Source organism: Paraburkholderia phenazinium, from assembly GCF_900142845.1.
In the GTDB taxonomy this organism is placed as follows: Bacteria; Pseudomonadota; Gammaproteobacteria; order Burkholderiales; family Burkholderiaceae; genus Paraburkholderia; species Paraburkholderia phenazinium_A.
Genome location: NZ_FSRU01000002.1, coordinates 496,048 through 509,171, shown reverse-complemented (window position 1 = coordinate 509,171; position 13,124 = coordinate 496,048). Strand labels below are relative to the sequence as shown.

The window sequence follows — 13,124 nt, the reverse complement described above, 5'->3', positions numbered from 1 at the left end:
CGACACAGGATGCATTGAGGTACCACTGGAGATAGCTCATGGAATTTCCCATCGCAGTTCATAAGGACGATGGGAGCGTCTACGGAGTGACTGTTCCGGATATTCCGGGCGTCCACTCCTGGGGCGACACCATCGATGATGCGATCAGGAACGCGAAGGACGCGATTGTTGGTCACGTCTCAACCTTGGTTGAACTTGGAGAAGAGGTCGGCTTCACCTGTTCTACTGTGGAAGAGTTGGCAGCAAAACCGGAGTTTGCAGGTGCGGTGTGGGCGCTCGTTAATGTTGATCTGACTAAGCTTGATTCTAAGCCGGAACGGATCAACGTGAGCCTTCCACGATTTGTGTTACATAAGATCGATGCTTACGTCGAGGCACGTCATGAAACCAGGAGTGGTTTTCTTGCACGAGTAGCCTTAGAAGCGTTAGCACACAACTGACGGACCGGGAGAGTACGCAGCACATTGGTAAGAAATAAGAGGCCCGCTTCGGCGGGCCTCTTTTTATTGAATCGAGTCAAATTCACCGCCCCCCCGGATCGAAGCCGCTCCGAAAAGAGGCGGTTTTTTTGTACATTTTTGCGCCGGATATTTCGGAACGGGTCTTCGGAGAACCGCATAGAATCGTGGGGCGAATTGCCACTTTTATTCCGAAAGCCGATTGGCGAAAGCCCGAGGCGACAATGCTTGCACGGAAATTGACGGCTGGATTGTGATTCCTGTCGTCGTGGGTTCGAGTCCCATCAGCCACCCCACTTTCCTCAAGCAGTTCTGCAGTAACTCCCCTTCTCGATTATTTGCGCTTTAAAGCGTGTGACTTCGCTATCGCTCTGCGCTCAGCATTAAGCTCGTCATCGCATCGCGGCGGCATATAGCTGCGACAGCGTGCGCGACTTTCTCCACGACGATCGCAAAAGCGAAGACGGCGATCTCCGCCGTCCCCACCTCAGCCCCTCATCCTAATTGTTGTGCTGGTCATGATTATCGTGGCCGCCACCTCCTCCGCCATGTTCTTGCGGAGCGCCTCCATGCTGTTGCTGGGGCGCGCCACGCTCTTGAGGCGCTGGGCCGCCATGCTGCTGCGGAGGCGCGCCATGCTCTTGAGGCGCCGGTCCCCCATGCTGCTGCGGCGGACCACCATGCTCTTGCGGTGCTGGGCCACCATGCTGCACCGGCGGACCACCCCGTCCCGGAGGCTGAGCAGCACGCTCCTCAGGCGGACGGCCTCCTCCTGGCGGAGGACCACCCACGCCTGGAGGCGGACCACCATGTCCCGGCGGGGGACCGCCATGTTCCGGCGGAGGGCCACCATGCCCCGGAGGCGGACCACCGCGTCCAGGCGGCGGCGGTGGATGATGCGCCCAGTGTTCCTGGTTGTTATACCAGGGCCGTCCGCGGTAATAGCTGCCCCAATACGCGCCGATTGAAAACGTGACGACAGGCAGTCCGATCACCGTACCGTAGTTCAGGATCGGCACGTTATTGCCCTGATACGGGTAGCTGAGATTGCCCGCGTAGACCCAGCCACGCAAATCCGGCAACGCCACATCGCACCACGTGTAACCGCTGACACAGCCCATCACGGTAACCGGCACACCGCCCGGCAACTGGGACACAGCGGGATAATCGTCCGCCGGGCCCGCGTACAGATTCACCGGACTATTGGTGTACGCCTGAGTCTGCGCGAACGCCGCGCCTGGTAACGTCAACAGACCGGCAGCGCCGGCAAGCAATCCACTTATCATGCGTTTTCGCATTGTTCCTCCCGTGTGATTCATTCATCTTCACGTCCTGCATGCTGCGAACGCTGCCCTTGATAGGCCCTATCTGCCGGGCAGCAATTACTGTTCCCGAGGCGGACGGCAACGTAAGAAGAACGCTTATCAAGCGCCCAAAACGCAACCCATTCAATCAGGATTCCTTTTTATATGCCGGCAGCGCGCACGCCTTTCCTCCGCTTCACCGAACCGGTATCAAGGCACCCTCCTTCACCCCGTCGGCACCCCGCGCCGGGCAATCCGCGCAAAGAAATTCCACCCTCCAACCCGACCCAGGGTTAGATGCCGTAAGGCATGTAAGTAGCCCTGAAACCTGATTCGAGGTCAACCGCTCTACACTGGCATCTCCTCTTCCCTGAGAGGATTTTGTCTCTCATCACTCTTTATGGCCCACTTCCCCTGGTGGGCCTTTTTTTATCGCCGATGGATCCGAGCGCCCCTGCAGCACGTGCCGCGCAGTCACGCCAATCCGCTCGCAAGCCGGCGCCTGTCCTACAATAGCGGGCTAAACGATACGGTATGAGGATGCAATAATGCAGTTAAGAATTCGAACACTCGCGCTGACTTTGCTTACAGCGTGTTTCACGCTCAACGCGAGCGCCGAGATGACCGCCGAGCAATACAAGCAGTGGAACCACGTCGACAACAATTCGATCTACGCGGCCTACATCACCGGCGCGCTCAACGAGCTGGGATGGGCCAACGGCGACCTGATATCGAAGAAACGCAAGCCCCTCTTCTGTCCGCCCGAAAAGCTGCCCATCGGCCCGCAGACGGTGTACCCGCTGCTCGACGAATTCTTCACCAACCACCCCGGCCTGTCCGACGATTTCCCGGTCGGTCTCGCGATCCTGCGCTCGCTGCAGGCTGCGTTTCCGTGTCCGACCAAGTAGCGTCTGCGCTAACGCGCGGCTTCGAATCGATTCACGTGGAGTAAGCGGCGCTTGCGTGTTGCGCAAGGCTTCGGGCGTGCATCGTCAGGACGCACGCGGCAGGGTCGCGAAACATGGAAGAGAAGCGAATTTTCCGCTCGGGTTGCGGTCTACCAGGGAACGGAGCGCCTGACGGTGGCCGCAGGCGGCTTCATGTGGCCGAAAACCGCCAGACCAGACCAGGGAGGAGCGGATGAAACCGAACAAACCTGCAATGTTCGCAGCGCTTTGCGCGCTTGCGGCATTCACGGTCGCGGCGGGACCGGTACTCGCGCAGACACCGCCAGTGGACAGCGGCGCCTCAATGGTGAAGCCACCCGAGGCGGCCGGCACGGAGAATCCGGCGAATCCGGATCATATGCCGGTCAAGCGACCGCCCAAGCCGACGCACGACAAGATGACGCACAAGCCGCCCGCCAGCGCAGCCGAAGCGAAATAACGCAACGGCGGCGTTATCGGCTAACGGCGGCTGGCAGCGGCTAGCGCAGACAGGCTGGCAGCGACAAGCACAGCCCCACGCGCTTAGAGGCGCGCGATCGACACCTCCGTCGACTTCACCAGCGCGACCACTTCCGAGCCGACCTTGAGATCGAGCTCATCGACCGAACGCGTCGTGATCACCGACGTGACGATGCCGAACGGCGTATCGACGTCGACTTCGGACACCACCGGTCCGCGGATGATTTCCTTGACCTTGCCTTTGAACTGATTACGTACGTTGATTGCGGAAATGCTCATTTCGAGTGACTCCAGTGAATCGATAAAAAACGGTCAGGCAAGGGACTGTCAGACAGCCCAACGGACTTCGGTCGGCCGCACGAGGCGGTCGTCGCGATGCGCATCAGCGGCGCGATACGGGAGACCGTCGTCGTTCGGCGAGGTCTTCAGCACACGCTGCAACACATGGTCTTCAAGCGCGGCAAACCCCGCCGAAGCGCGCGCGCGGGGTCGGTCGAGCGGCACCGGTTGATCGAGCGCAATGCGCCCTTCTTCGATCAACAGAATCCGGTCGCCCAGTGCGACCGCTTCATGCACGTCGTGCGTGACGAGCAGCGCGGTGAAACGATGTTCGCGCCACAAGCGTTCGATCAGTGCATGCATTTCGATGCGCGTGAGTGCGTCGAGCGCGCCGAGCGGCTCGTCGAGCAGCAGCAGTTGCGGCCGGTGCACCAGCGCACGCGCCAGCGCCACACGTTGACGCTGGCCGCCGGACAATTGCGCGGGCCAATCGTTGGCGCGTTCGAGCAGGCCGACCTCGGCGAGCACCGCACGCGCATCCTCGCGAGCGCCGCGGCCGAGGCCCAGCATCACGTTGTGCAAGACGCTCTTCCACGGCAACAGGCGCGCGTCCTGAAACATGATGCGCGTATCGAGCGGCTGCCCCTGCTCGCCGCGCTTTTCGAGCACGCCGGCGGTCGGCTTCTCGAGCCCGGCGACGAGCCGCAGCAAGGTGGATTTGCCGCAACCGCTACGGCCGACGATCGCCACGAAACTGCCGCGCTCGATCGACAGGTCGAAATCCGTCAGCACCGTGCGCTCGCCATACTGCTTGCCGACGCCACGCAACTCGACCGCGTGGTCCGCGCTGCGCGACGCGTCGCGCGTCAGCGGACCGGCCCCTGCAGCAGCGCGTGAAAAATCGACAACGCCCGAAGAACCATCGTCGCGTTCCAGGCTTGCGGCCTCGTCGGCATCGTGATCGCGGGTGCGTGGTTGCGCCAGTTCCGCTTCGAGATCGCCGCCCGCGATGCCGCCGAAACTCGTCGACAAGGTCGTCGCGCTCATGCTTTCGCTCCCCGTTGATAAGCCGGATGCCAGCGCAGCGTGACGCGCTCCAGCGTTTTCGCCAGCACATCCGCGAGCTTGCCGAGTCCGGCATACAGCAGGATGCCGACCACCACCACATCGGTTTGCAGGAACTCGCGCGCATTCATCGTCATGTAGCCAATCCCCGACTGCGCGGAGATCGTTTCCGCGACGATCAGCGTGACCCACATCAGGCCGAACGCAAAGCGCACGCCAACCAGAATCGACGGCAGCGCGCCCGGCAGGATCACGTCCCAATACAGCCGGAAACCTTTGACGCCATAGCTGCGCGCCATCTCGATCAGGTTCGCGTCGACCGAACGGATGCCGTGGAACGTATTGACGTAGATCGGGAAGAACACCCCGAGCGCGACGAGAAACACCTTCGCTTCCTCTTCGATGCCGAACCACAGGATCACGAGCGGGATCATCGCCAGCGCCGGAATATTGCGGACCATCTGCACGGTCGAATCGAGTGCGACTTCGATGGGCTTGAAGAGTCCCGTGGCCAGCCCGAGCGCCAGGCCGATGCTGCCGCCCACCGCGAAGCCCGACACCGCGCGCCACGTGCTGACCTTGACGTCGGCCCACATTTCGCCGGACTGGATCAGCGACCACGCCGCCTTCACCACCGCAATGGGCTCCGGCAACACGCGCGTCGAGAGGACGCCGCTGCGCGCGGCAAACTCCCACGCGAGCAGGATCACAAGCGGCGCAATCCACGGCGCCACATGTCCGCCGAGACGCCGTACCGCACTTTCACTTCCACTGGATCGAGCCATGATCGCTTACTCCACTTCTTATCCATACAGAGGCTGCGCTCGCCTGCCTGAACCGCAGCCCCGGACCTCGCCGGCCACGCCTAGCTCTGGCTAACCTTCGGCAAATAGTTGTTCCCGACGATCTCGCCGAACGGCCCCGACAGCGGCCCGCTCGCGCTCGCGCGCTTGCGGTTCGGCAGCAGCGGAAACACCAGTTCGGCAAAGCGGTACGACTCTTCCAGATGCGGGTAGCCCGACAGGATGAACGTGTCGATCCCGAGGTCCGCGTATTCCTTCATGCGCGCGGCGACCTGTTCAGGATTGCCGACGATTGCCGTACCCGCGCCGCCGCGCACGAGGCCGACGCCGGCCCATACGTTCGGATACACCTCGAGATCCTCACGGCTGCCGCGCTTGCCGCCGTGCAACGCGGCCATGCGGCGCTGCCCTTCCGAATCCATCTTGGCGAACGAGGCCTGCGCGCGGGCGATGGTCTCGTCGTCGAGCTTGCTGATCAGCTTGTCGGCGGCGGCCCACGCTTCCTCTTCCGTCTCGCGGACGATGACGTGAAAGCGAATCCCGAACTTGATCTCGCGGCCATGCGCCGCGGCGCGGGCGCGGATGTCGGCGATCTTCTTCGCGACCGCTTCGGGCGGCTCGCCCCAGGTCAGGTACGTGTCGATGTGCTCGCCGGCCATCTCGTGCGCGGCCGGCGACGAACCGCCGAACCACAGCGGCGGATGCGGGTCCTGCACCGGCGGATACAGCACCTTGCCGCCCTTCGAGGTGAGATGCTTGCCTTCGAAATCGATCGCGTCGTTCGTGTGCGCGGCCGTCAGCAGTTGACGCCAGATGTACAGGAATTCGTCGGTGATTTCGTAGCGCGTATCGTGACTGACGAACACGCCGTCGCCTTCGAGCTCGGCCGCGTCGCCGCCCGTCACCACGTTGATCAGCAGACGCCCGCCCGACAGGCGGTCGAAGGTCGACGCCATGCGTGCCGCGAGACCCGGCGAGGTAATGCCCGGGCGAATGGCGACGAGAAACTTCAGGCGCCGGGTGGCCGCGATCAGGCTCGAGGCGACAACCCATGCGTCTTCGCAGGAGCGGCCGGTCGGCAGCAGAACGCCCTCGTAGCCGAGCGTATCGGCGGCGACGGCGATCTGCTGGAAATAGTCGTAATCGGCTGCGCGTGCGCCTTGGGACGTACCGAGATACCGGCTGTCGCCGTGAGTCGGGATGAACCAGAACACATTCATTTGCTGCTCCTGCTTGTTCGAGACTGGATTAATAAAGGCGGGATGGGCCGGCGCGCGCACACCATGGCGGCGCGGCCACGCCGGGCCGGCGACGCGGCCTCAGTCAACCGGCACGGCCATACCGCAAGACAGATCGGAAAAGCGTTGATTCAGGACTCCCGCGCTCGCCAGACCGCGGACGAGCCGGCGGCGAACGCTGCGCTGACCGTTGGACCGGCAGCCGGGCAGGCTCACGGGCGTCGCTGGCCGCGCGGCTAGCGGCCGCGCCGACAGCGCGGCGGTGCCGTAGGGGGAACAGCGGAGACCGGCTTCAGAAAGGACATCGCGACAGCTTCCCTTGACGAAACGTGCGCCTTCCCGGCGCGCGGTAAGTGGACGACGGCGGCAATGCCGTCTACATGGAGAAACAGTCTATGGATCGGACCCAGGCTTTTGAACGATTTTTTTTAGCTTAGGTTTTCCACTTTCGTGATTAGCCCGACGCTTAAGCATACAGACGGCACCCTGAAACCCGCCGCTGCGTCTATATAATGACGCGTCTTTCGATAATCCGGCCCGGGCCGCGCGGTCGCCGCCAACCGGGCCCTTGGCGCTGCACCGCATGCAAAAAATCATCCTGCCGTTCGTATCCGGCTTTCTGGCTTCACTGTTTTTCCACGAATCGACCCTCGCGCTGCTGCACGCCGCGGGGCTGATCGAAACAGCAGGTTTTTCGACTGCGCCGTTCCTGCCGCTGGGACTGCCGGAATTCATCGCGAATGCCGTGTGGAGCGCCGTGTGGGCGGTGTTGATGGCATGGCTGTTGCGCGTCGCGCCCGAGCGCCGCGCGCCGTGGATTCAGGCGTTTGTGTTCGGCGGCATCGCGCTGACGGCGGCGAGCGTGTTCGTGGTCGATCCGCTGCGCGGCATCTGGCCGAGCGGCAACATGCTGCCGCGCCTCGCCGAGGGCTTCGCCGCCAACGCCATGTGGGGCTGGGGCGCGCTGGTGTTCATGCGCGCGTTCATGGCGTTCGACGATGAGGAATGAGGGACACCGAGTTCCGGTCTCGCGGAACCCGCCTATCCTGCGCCTGATCCCTACGCATCGTCCCTGCGTTTGATGCCTAGCCCTGCAGATCGGCCAGCGGGTGCTCCGCCGCCGGCCACGGGCTCTCGAACATCTGCGCCACATCGTCGGCGCGGACTTCTTCGATGCGGGCGAAGCGCCAGCGCGGCGCGTTGTCCTTGTCGATGATGCGGGCGCGGATGCCTTCCACCACATCGCCATGCGCGAAGCTCGTGCGCGTCAGGTCCAGGTCGCGGCGCAGACAATCCGCCATCGCGCCCTCCGCGCGCGTCACCACCTCCAGCGACACCGCCATCGACAGCGGCGAACGTTCGCGCAGCACGCCGACGATCTGCTCGGCCCACTCGGCCTCTTCGCAGCCGCTCACCGCCTCGAGCGACGCCAGGATCTGCGCCACGTCCGGCAGCGCAAAATGCCGGTCGATAAAGGCTCGCGTGTCCGCCAGCGGCGAGGTATCGGGCGTCGGCACGACCTTGTGCGCCGCCGTTTCGCGCTCGACGCATGCCACCACGTCCACGCCGCGCTCGAATACTTCGCTACGCAAGGTGTCGACGAGCGCGGGCAACGCCGTGTCGTCGATATAGGCGTCAGCGAGACCGGCGTACAGCGCGTCGGCGGGGCCAATGGTCTCGCCGGTCACGGCCAGATAGCGGCCGAGCGCACCCGGCGTGCGCGCCAGAAACCAGCCGGCGCCGACGTCGGGAAAGAGTCCGATGCGCGTCTCCGGCATGGCGATGCGGGTCGAGCCGGTCACCACCCGCAAGCCGCCCGTGCGATGCGCGCCTTGCGAAATCCCCATGCCGCCGCCCATCACCACGCCGTTCATCAGGGCGATATAGGGCTTCGGGTAAGTGAAGATGGCGTGATTGAGACGGTATTCCTCGATAAAGAAGGTGTCGCGCGCCGCCTCGTCGCCGCGCTGAAACGACTCGTACAGAAAGCGGATATCGCCGCCCGCGCAGAACGCGCGCGGATGCTGGCTGCGCACCACCACCGCCAGCACATCGGGATCCTCGCGCCAGGCGTCGAGCGCGGCATGCATCCCGCGGATCATGCCCGTCGAGAGCGCGTTCAGCGCTTTCGGGCGCTCCAGTTCGATAAAGCCGATGCGGTTGGCAATGTAGGTCGTGACTTCGTCGCTGACGGCGGATGCTTCAGGAGTGGACATGGCGTAGCAGGTGGAAAGGCGTGTTCGGATGGAAGGCTGAACGTTATCACGCGTCGACGGCTTTCGGCTTCGCGGCCGGACGGCGCGCGCGCGTGGATCGGGCTGCGGCCGGCGGCGCCGCGGCGGCGGCCGCAGCCGGCTGTTCGCGTACGCCGAACCAGGCGTCCAGCGCGGCGTCGATGACCGTGTCGAGCGGCGAAGTCGGAAACACCGGACAGGTCAGATTGAGCGCCACGATTCCATGCATCGTGGCCCACAACGCCTCGGCCCAGACCGCGCCGTCCGCCGATGCCGGCAGGCGCCCCGCCGCTTTCAGCTCGTCGAGCGCGCCCACCATCAGGCGCATCGCCGCGTCGCTGGAATCGTCGGAGGCCGCGGGGTTGATGAGCTGGGCGTCGGCCTGGGGAGCAGCCTGGGGGTCGGCCGGATTGCCCGCCGGTTTGTTCGCCCGCTCGTTCGCCGCGCCGGCGGACGCTTTCTCCGCTTCGCTCGCGCCGCCCAGCGCCGCGCCCAGGTAGGTCGGATCTTCCATGAAGATCAGCCGGTACGTCTGCGGATGCGCCACGCCGAACGCCACGTAGGCACGGGCCAGCGCCTTCAGCCGCTCGGCGGGATCGGCAATCTGCGCGAGCGGCTCAAAACCGGCAAGCAACTGCGCATAGCCCTGCGCGCACAGCGCACGCGCAATCTCGTCGCGGCTAGCAAAGTACAGGTATAGCGTAGCGGGTGAGTATTCGATGGCGTCGGCGATCTTGCGCATCGACAGCGCCGCGAACCCTTCGCGTATGACGATGCGCCGCGCCGCCTCGAGGATGCGGTCGCGCAACGCCTGCTTCTCGCGAGTCTTTCGTTCATTGATTCCCATGCCACGCATTTTCCGGTTGACAAACTGAAAAGTCAAATTAAACTGAACACCGTTCACTAAACGATGTTCATAAAAATTCATCCAGTTATTTGGCGGCACATCGAAGTCCGTCACCTTGTTCAAGGAGTCGTCATGGAAAACGTAGGGAAAGTCGGCCTGTTCGGCGCCGCCGGGGCAATCGGCCAAAGCATTGCTCACGCGCTGGGCGCCACCGGGCGGGACTACCGCGTCATCGGGCGCTCGCGTGGTTCGCTCGAAGCGGCTTTCGGCCAGGATCCGCGTGCGGAGATCGTCACGTGGAACCCGGACGATCCGGCGTCGGTCGTCGCTGCGGCCCAAGGCCTGCAAACGGCCATATATCTGGTGGGCGTGCCCTACAACCAGTTCGAGACGCACCCGCCGCTGATGGAGAAGACGCTGGCCGGCCTGCGCGCGGCAGGTGTCGAGCGCCTGATCCTGATCGGCACGGTCTATCCGTACGGCCGCGCGCGCAGCCAACCGGTGACGGAAAATCATCCCCGTGAACCGCACACGTTCAAAGGCCAGATGCGGCTCGCCCAGGAGAATCTGGTGCTCGACGCGCACGGCCATCATGGACTCTCGACGCTCGTGTTGCGCCTGCCCGACTTTTACGGCCCAGGCGTCGAGCGCAGCTTTGTGAACGGCGTGTTCGAAAGCGCGGCGCGCGGCACGCGGGCGCAGATGGTCGGCCCGATCGACGTGCCGCATGAGTTCGTGTTCGTACCGGATGTCGGACCGGTCGTCGAGACCCTCACGCGCACGCCGGAGGCCTATGGCCGTTGGCTGCACCTCGCCGGCGCCGGTACGATCACGCAGCGTGAGATCGCCGCCAAAGCCTATGCGCTGGCCGGACGCGAACCCAGACTGATGGTTGCCGGCAAGCCGATGCTGCGCGTGCTCGGCCTGTTCAATCCGATCATGCGGGAAATGGTGGAAATGAATTACCTGATGAGCGAGCCGCTCATACTCGACGACAGTGCGTTGCAGGCGCTGATTGGGCCGATCAGGAAGACCTCGTATGACGAGGGTATCCGCCTTGCTTTTGCCGCTGCGCAGGACGCGGCGAAAGTGGCGGCGTGAGGTGGCTCATAAGGTGACGCACGGGGTGGCACATGAGATGGCGGCATGCAGTTGCGGCACGATGGGACACAGCGCGGCACGCACCCTCCTTCGCTACGCAGCGCCCTTTGCCTAGCCGCTACAGGCCAGCCACATTGCCTGGCGGAAAATGCCCGCTCTTCAGCAGCACGGGAGTGCCGTTGCTGATCTGCAGATGCTCGCGCGCCACCTCTTCGATACGTCCACGCCCCGCGTCGAAGGCTCGCATCCAGCCTTCGCGGTCTTCGGAGCATGCGCCGAAATGGTCTTCAAGCGCTTCCACCGAAATCGCGCACGGCACGGCCTCGCCGTCCACCAGCGCGCGGAACACGACTGTCAGGTTGGAATCGCGGTAAGCGGGCGCGTCCGCGGGAAACCGAATTTCCATGGTCGCCTCATCAGAAGAATCCGTCAGAAAGTCAGACGCCGGAACCACAGGCCCGGCGAAATCGGACTTCGCACTTATGGTACTCGCCGGACTGCACCGCGGTCCACCCTCGGACGTACTCGACCAGGAGCCTGGGTGCAATCGGACCACTGCGTGCATCCAACAGGTATAAGTCGCATCTGGCGGCAATAAGTTCTCCGTGAAAAAAAGCCTTGCGCCGCACTTGCGCGACGCGACACGGTCGAACCCGGTACGCGGCACGATATGTGCGTGGGACCTAATCGATCCGGGAGTCCGCAATATGGGAAAATATTTTTTAGAGCAAACTGAAATCGCCGAGCCCGATGCGGCCAACACATGGTTCGCCTATGCCGGCAACCATGGCATCGAGATTCCAAAGGCCATCAGCATCTGGGAAGATGCGGCCACTGAAAGCGGGGCCGAGAGCCGCCGCATTGTCAGAAGCGCGGGCATTACGATCGACCCGGAGCTCGACTGAGCCGCGCCGTAGCGCCTCCGGTCGCCACTCGCGCTGCTCGCGCTCCGGCCGCGCGGCGTTTGCAACGCCGTCGCTTTCGCCATTCGTCTAGCCATCCGTTTAAAGAGGACACACCATGAAGCAACTTACGCGGCGCTTTCGCCCGTCCGGCCAGTGCCCTGCCACCGAGGCAGCGCACGGCGCGAGCCGCAGCGCGTGGGCGCGTATCGGCGCCCTGCCCGTTGCGCTGCTGGCCGCCGTCGCCTTGAGCGCGTGTGCGTCGTCGAATACGACCTCGCTGATCAACCTGCCGAACGGCCAGACCGGCTTTGCGGTGAACTGCAGCGGCGCGGACGCCGCGTCGAGCTGGGCGTCCTGCTATGTCCAGGCGGGGCAAGCCTGCGGCGCCACCGGCTACGACATCATTTCAAAAGACAACGATGAAGGCGGCGCCGCCGGCGGCAGCGTTACCAACGTCGTATCGGCCAACGTGAAAAACCGTTCGATGATCGTCCGCTGCAAGTAACGCGCAACGCCTCAATGCGCCTGCATCTTCGAGAACAGGTTGAGCACGACGACACCGGAGATGATCAGCCCGAGCCCGATGATGGCCGGCAAATCGGGCACCTGCCGATACAGCACCAGGGCGACGAGACTGATCAGAACGATGCCGGCACCCGACCAGATCGCATAGACGATCCCGACTGGAATGGTCTTGAGCGTCAACGACAGACAGTAGAACGCCACGCCGTAACCGAGCACGACCACCGCCGCAGGCAACCAGCGTGAGAAGCCTTCCGACGCACGCAGCGCGGAGGTGGCAATCACCTCGGCGACGATGGCGATGGCGAGCAGCGCATAAGGAGGCACGCGCATGAGTTCAGGCCTTTGCAAGCGCGAGCTTGCTGTAGTCCTGACCGAGGTGCGCGCACAGCGCCTCCACGACGAGCTCATGATCGGCGCGCTGCGGCAGGCCGGACACCGTCACCGAACCGATCACACCCGCGCCCGCCACCGTCAATGGAAACGCGCCGCCATGCGAGGCGTATTCGCCGAGCGGCAAGCCGTGCTTTTCGGCGAGCGTGCTGCCCGCCTGCTGCATGCGCAAACCGAGCGCGTATGAGCTGCGGCGGAAATGCGCCACCACGTTGCCCTTGCGGCGCGCCCAGTCGACATTGTCCGGCGTCGCGCCCGCGAGGAGGCTGAAGAACAGCGGCTGGCCGAAGGTGCGGATGTCGATGGCGAGCGCGAGTCCGCGCGCTTGCGCAACCTCGTGCAGATACGCGCCGAGTTGCCATGCGCGATCGGCATCGAAATGGGGGAACACCAGGGCGTTTTCCTGAGCGGCAATCGACTGCAGATCTTGAACGATGTCCATGGGCGGAAGAAGAACGAGAGAGGGATGCGTCGCCGCAACCTGGCGGATATCAATGCCGGGTGTTGGATAGACACGGCGTAGCGACGCAGATGGAAAACGGATTCTAGCGCAGCGGTCCTGATGACTC

17 protein-coding genes are annotated in these 13,124 nt (G+C 63.8%); 7 read left to right on the top strand and 10 right to left on the bottom strand.

Annotated elements, in window-relative coordinates; all coding sequences use genetic code 11:
- Nucleotides 1–38: 38 nt before the first annotated feature.
- Nucleotides 39–440 carry a type II toxin-antitoxin system HicB family antitoxin gene (locus BUS12_RS19330; RefSeq protein ID WP_074298352.1) on the top strand — a complete coding sequence of 134 codons (402 nt, stop codon included), beginning with the start codon at nt 39–41 and terminating at the stop codon, nt 438–440.
- A 518-nt stretch (nt 441–958) separates the two neighbouring features.
- Here BUS12_RS19330 and BUS12_RS19325 read toward each other — a convergent pair.
- Nucleotides 959–1,756: an SH3 domain-containing protein gene (locus tag BUS12_RS19325; protein WP_074298350.1), complete on the bottom strand. Its 798-nt coding sequence runs from the start codon at nt 1,754–1,756 to the stop codon at nt 959–961.
- Between the two features lie 626 nt (nt 1,757–2,382).
- Between BUS12_RS19325 and BUS12_RS19320 the strand changes: the two genes are divergently transcribed.
- Both BUS12_RS19320 and BUS12_RS19315 read left to right on the top strand, forming a co-directional pair.
- Entirely contained in the window at nt 2,383–2,670 is a 288-nt protein-coding gene (locus BUS12_RS19320) for a hypothetical protein (protein ID WP_253190166.1), read from the top strand.
- A 232-nt stretch (nt 2,671–2,902) separates the two neighbouring features.
- Nucleotides 2,903–3,148, top strand: a complete 246-nt coding sequence (locus tag BUS12_RS19315) for a hypothetical protein (protein WP_074298346.1) — start codon at nt 2,903–2,905, stop codon at nt 3,146–3,148.
- Nucleotides 3,149–3,231: 83 nt separating this feature from the next.
- Here BUS12_RS19315 and BUS12_RS19310 read toward each other — a convergent pair whose 3' ends face one another.
- The 4 genes from BUS12_RS19310 to ssuD all read right to left on the bottom strand — a co-directional run bounded on the left by BUS12_RS19310 (nt 3,232) and on the right by ssuD (nt 6,535).
- The gene (locus tag BUS12_RS19310; RefSeq protein WP_011488137.1) at nt 3,232–3,447 is read right to left on the bottom strand and encodes a TOBE domain-containing protein; all 216 of its coding nucleotides are present in this window, start codon (nt 3,445–3,447) and stop codon (nt 3,232–3,234) included.
- Nucleotides 3,448–3,495: 48 nt separating this feature from the next.
- On the bottom strand, nt 3,496–4,494 hold the full coding sequence (locus BUS12_RS19305; RefSeq protein WP_074298344.1) for an ATP-binding cassette domain-containing protein: 999 nt from the start codon (nt 4,492–4,494) through the stop codon (nt 3,496–3,498).
- On the bottom strand, nt 4,491–5,297 hold the full coding sequence (gene ssuC / locus BUS12_RS19300) for an aliphatic sulfonate ABC transporter permease SsuC (protein ID WP_074298342.1): 807 nt from the start codon (nt 5,295–5,297) through the stop codon (nt 4,491–4,493). Before ssuC ends, BUS12_RS19305 begins: the two co-directional genes overlap by 4 nt.
- A gap of 80 nt (nt 5,298–5,377) precedes the next feature.
- Complete coding sequence (gene ssuD / locus BUS12_RS19295; protein WP_074298340.1) at nt 5,378–6,535, bottom strand: FMNH2-dependent alkanesulfonate monooxygenase; 1,158 nt, start codon at nt 6,533–6,535, stop codon at nt 5,378–5,380.
- A gap of 601 nt (nt 6,536–7,136) precedes the next feature.
- Between ssuD and BUS12_RS19285 the strand changes: the two genes are divergently transcribed.
- The gene (locus BUS12_RS19285) at nt 7,137–7,562 is read left to right on the top strand and encodes a hypothetical protein (RefSeq protein ID WP_074298336.1); all 426 of its coding nucleotides are present in this window, start codon (nt 7,137–7,139) and stop codon (nt 7,560–7,562) included.
- 76 nt (nt 7,563–7,638) lie between these two features.
- Here the strand turns inward: BUS12_RS19285 and BUS12_RS19280 are convergent, their stop codons facing one another.
- Both BUS12_RS19280 and BUS12_RS19275 read right to left on the bottom strand, forming a co-directional pair.
- Entirely contained in the window at nt 7,639–8,769 is a 1,131-nt protein-coding gene (locus BUS12_RS19280; protein ID WP_074298334.1) for an enoyl-CoA hydratase/isomerase family protein, read from the bottom strand.
- A gap of 46 nt (nt 8,770–8,815) precedes the next feature.
- On the bottom strand, nt 8,816–9,634 hold the full coding sequence (locus BUS12_RS19275; protein ID WP_074301587.1) for a TetR/AcrR family transcriptional regulator: 819 nt from the start codon (nt 9,632–9,634) through the stop codon (nt 8,816–8,818).
- Nucleotides 9,635–9,766: 132 nt separating this feature from the next.
- Between BUS12_RS19275 and BUS12_RS19270 the strand changes: the two genes are divergently transcribed.
- Nucleotides 9,767–10,735: an NAD-dependent epimerase/dehydratase family protein gene (locus BUS12_RS19270; RefSeq protein ID WP_074298332.1), complete on the top strand. Its 969-nt coding sequence runs from the start codon at nt 9,767–9,769 to the stop codon at nt 10,733–10,735.
- A 118-nt stretch (nt 10,736–10,853) separates the two neighbouring features.
- Here BUS12_RS19270 and BUS12_RS19265 read toward each other — a convergent pair whose 3' ends face one another.
- Complete coding sequence (locus BUS12_RS19265) at nt 10,854–11,141, bottom strand: DUF1488 family protein (RefSeq protein WP_074298330.1); 288 nt, start codon at nt 11,139–11,141, stop codon at nt 10,854–10,856.
- A gap of 301 nt (nt 11,142–11,442) precedes the next feature.
- Here BUS12_RS19265 and BUS12_RS19260 point away from each other — a divergent pair, with 301 nt between their 5' ends.
- The gene (locus BUS12_RS19260; RefSeq protein ID WP_074298328.1) at nt 11,443–11,640 is read left to right on the top strand and encodes a hypothetical protein; all 198 of its coding nucleotides are present in this window, start codon (nt 11,443–11,445) and stop codon (nt 11,638–11,640) included.
- A gap of 115 nt (nt 11,641–11,755) precedes the next feature.
- A complete protein-coding gene (locus BUS12_RS19255) occupies nt 11,756–12,145 on the top strand; it encodes a hypothetical protein (protein WP_253190165.1) in 390 nt (129 codons plus the stop codon).
- Between the two features lie 11 nt (nt 12,146–12,156).
- Here BUS12_RS19255 and BUS12_RS19250 read toward each other — a convergent pair whose 3' ends face one another.
- Both BUS12_RS19250 and BUS12_RS19245 read right to left on the bottom strand, forming a co-directional pair.
- Entirely contained in the window at nt 12,157–12,489 is a 333-nt protein-coding gene (locus BUS12_RS19250; protein WP_429305257.1) for a DMT family transporter, read from the bottom strand.
- A gap of 10 nt (nt 12,490–12,499) precedes the next feature.
- The gene (locus tag BUS12_RS19245) at nt 12,500–12,997 is read right to left on the bottom strand and encodes a heme-degrading domain-containing protein (RefSeq protein ID WP_074298324.1); all 498 of its coding nucleotides are present in this window, start codon (nt 12,995–12,997) and stop codon (nt 12,500–12,502) included.
- Nucleotides 12,998–13,124: the final 127 nt, after the last annotated feature.

Bases quoted from the DNA above. Each gene is read 5' to 3' on its own strand.
- BUS12_RS19280 (WP_074298334.1), bottom strand. From the start codon at position 8,769: ATGTCCACTCCTGAAGCATCCGCCGTCAGCGACGAAGTCACGACCTAC.
- BUS12_RS19325 (WP_074298350.1), bottom strand. From the start codon at position 1,756: ATGCGAAAACGCATGATAAGTGGATTGCTTGCCGGCGCTGCCGGTCTG.
- BUS12_RS19265 (WP_074298330.1), bottom strand. From the start codon at position 11,141: ATGGAAATTCGGTTTCCCGCGGACGCGCCCGCTTACCGCGATTCCAAC.
- BUS12_RS19275 (WP_074301587.1), bottom strand. From the start codon at position 9,634: ATGGGAATCAATGAACGAAAGACTCGCGAGAAGCAGGCGTTGCGCGAC.
- ssuD (WP_074298340.1), bottom strand. From the start codon at position 6,535: ATGAATGTGTTCTGGTTCATCCCGACTCACGGCGACAGCCGGTATCTC.
- BUS12_RS19270 (WP_074298332.1), top strand. From the start codon at position 9,767: ATGGAAAACGTAGGGAAAGTCGGCCTGTTCGGCGCCGCCGGGGCAATC.
- BUS12_RS19330 (WP_074298352.1), top strand. From the start codon at position 39: ATGGAATTTCCCATCGCAGTTCATAAGGACGATGGGAGCGTCTACGGA.
- BUS12_RS19260 (WP_074298328.1), top strand. From the start codon at position 11,443: ATGGGAAAATATTTTTTAGAGCAAACTGAAATCGCCGAGCCCGATGCG.
- BUS12_RS19255 (WP_253190165.1), top strand. From the start codon at position 11,756: ATGAAGCAACTTACGCGGCGCTTTCGCCCGTCCGGCCAGTGCCCTGCC.
- BUS12_RS19305 (WP_074298344.1), bottom strand. From the start codon at position 4,494: ATGAGCGCGACGACCTTGTCGACGAGTTTCGGCGGCATCGCGGGCGGC.
- BUS12_RS19320 (WP_253190166.1), top strand. From the start codon at position 2,383: ATGACCGCCGAGCAATACAAGCAGTGGAACCACGTCGACAACAATTCG.
- BUS12_RS19285 (WP_074298336.1), top strand. From the start codon at position 7,137: ATGCAAAAAATCATCCTGCCGTTCGTATCCGGCTTTCTGGCTTCACTG.
- BUS12_RS19245 (WP_074298324.1), bottom strand. From the start codon at position 12,997: ATGGACATCGTTCAAGATCTGCAGTCGATTGCCGCTCAGGAAAACGCC.
- ssuC (WP_074298342.1), bottom strand. From the start codon at position 5,297: ATGGCTCGATCCAGTGGAAGTGAAAGTGCGGTACGGCGTCTCGGCGGA.
- BUS12_RS19310 (WP_011488137.1), bottom strand. From the start codon at position 3,447: ATGAGCATTTCCGCAATCAACGTACGTAATCAGTTCAAAGGCAAGGTC.
- BUS12_RS19315 (WP_074298346.1), top strand. From the start codon at position 2,903: ATGAAACCGAACAAACCTGCAATGTTCGCAGCGCTTTGCGCGCTTGCG.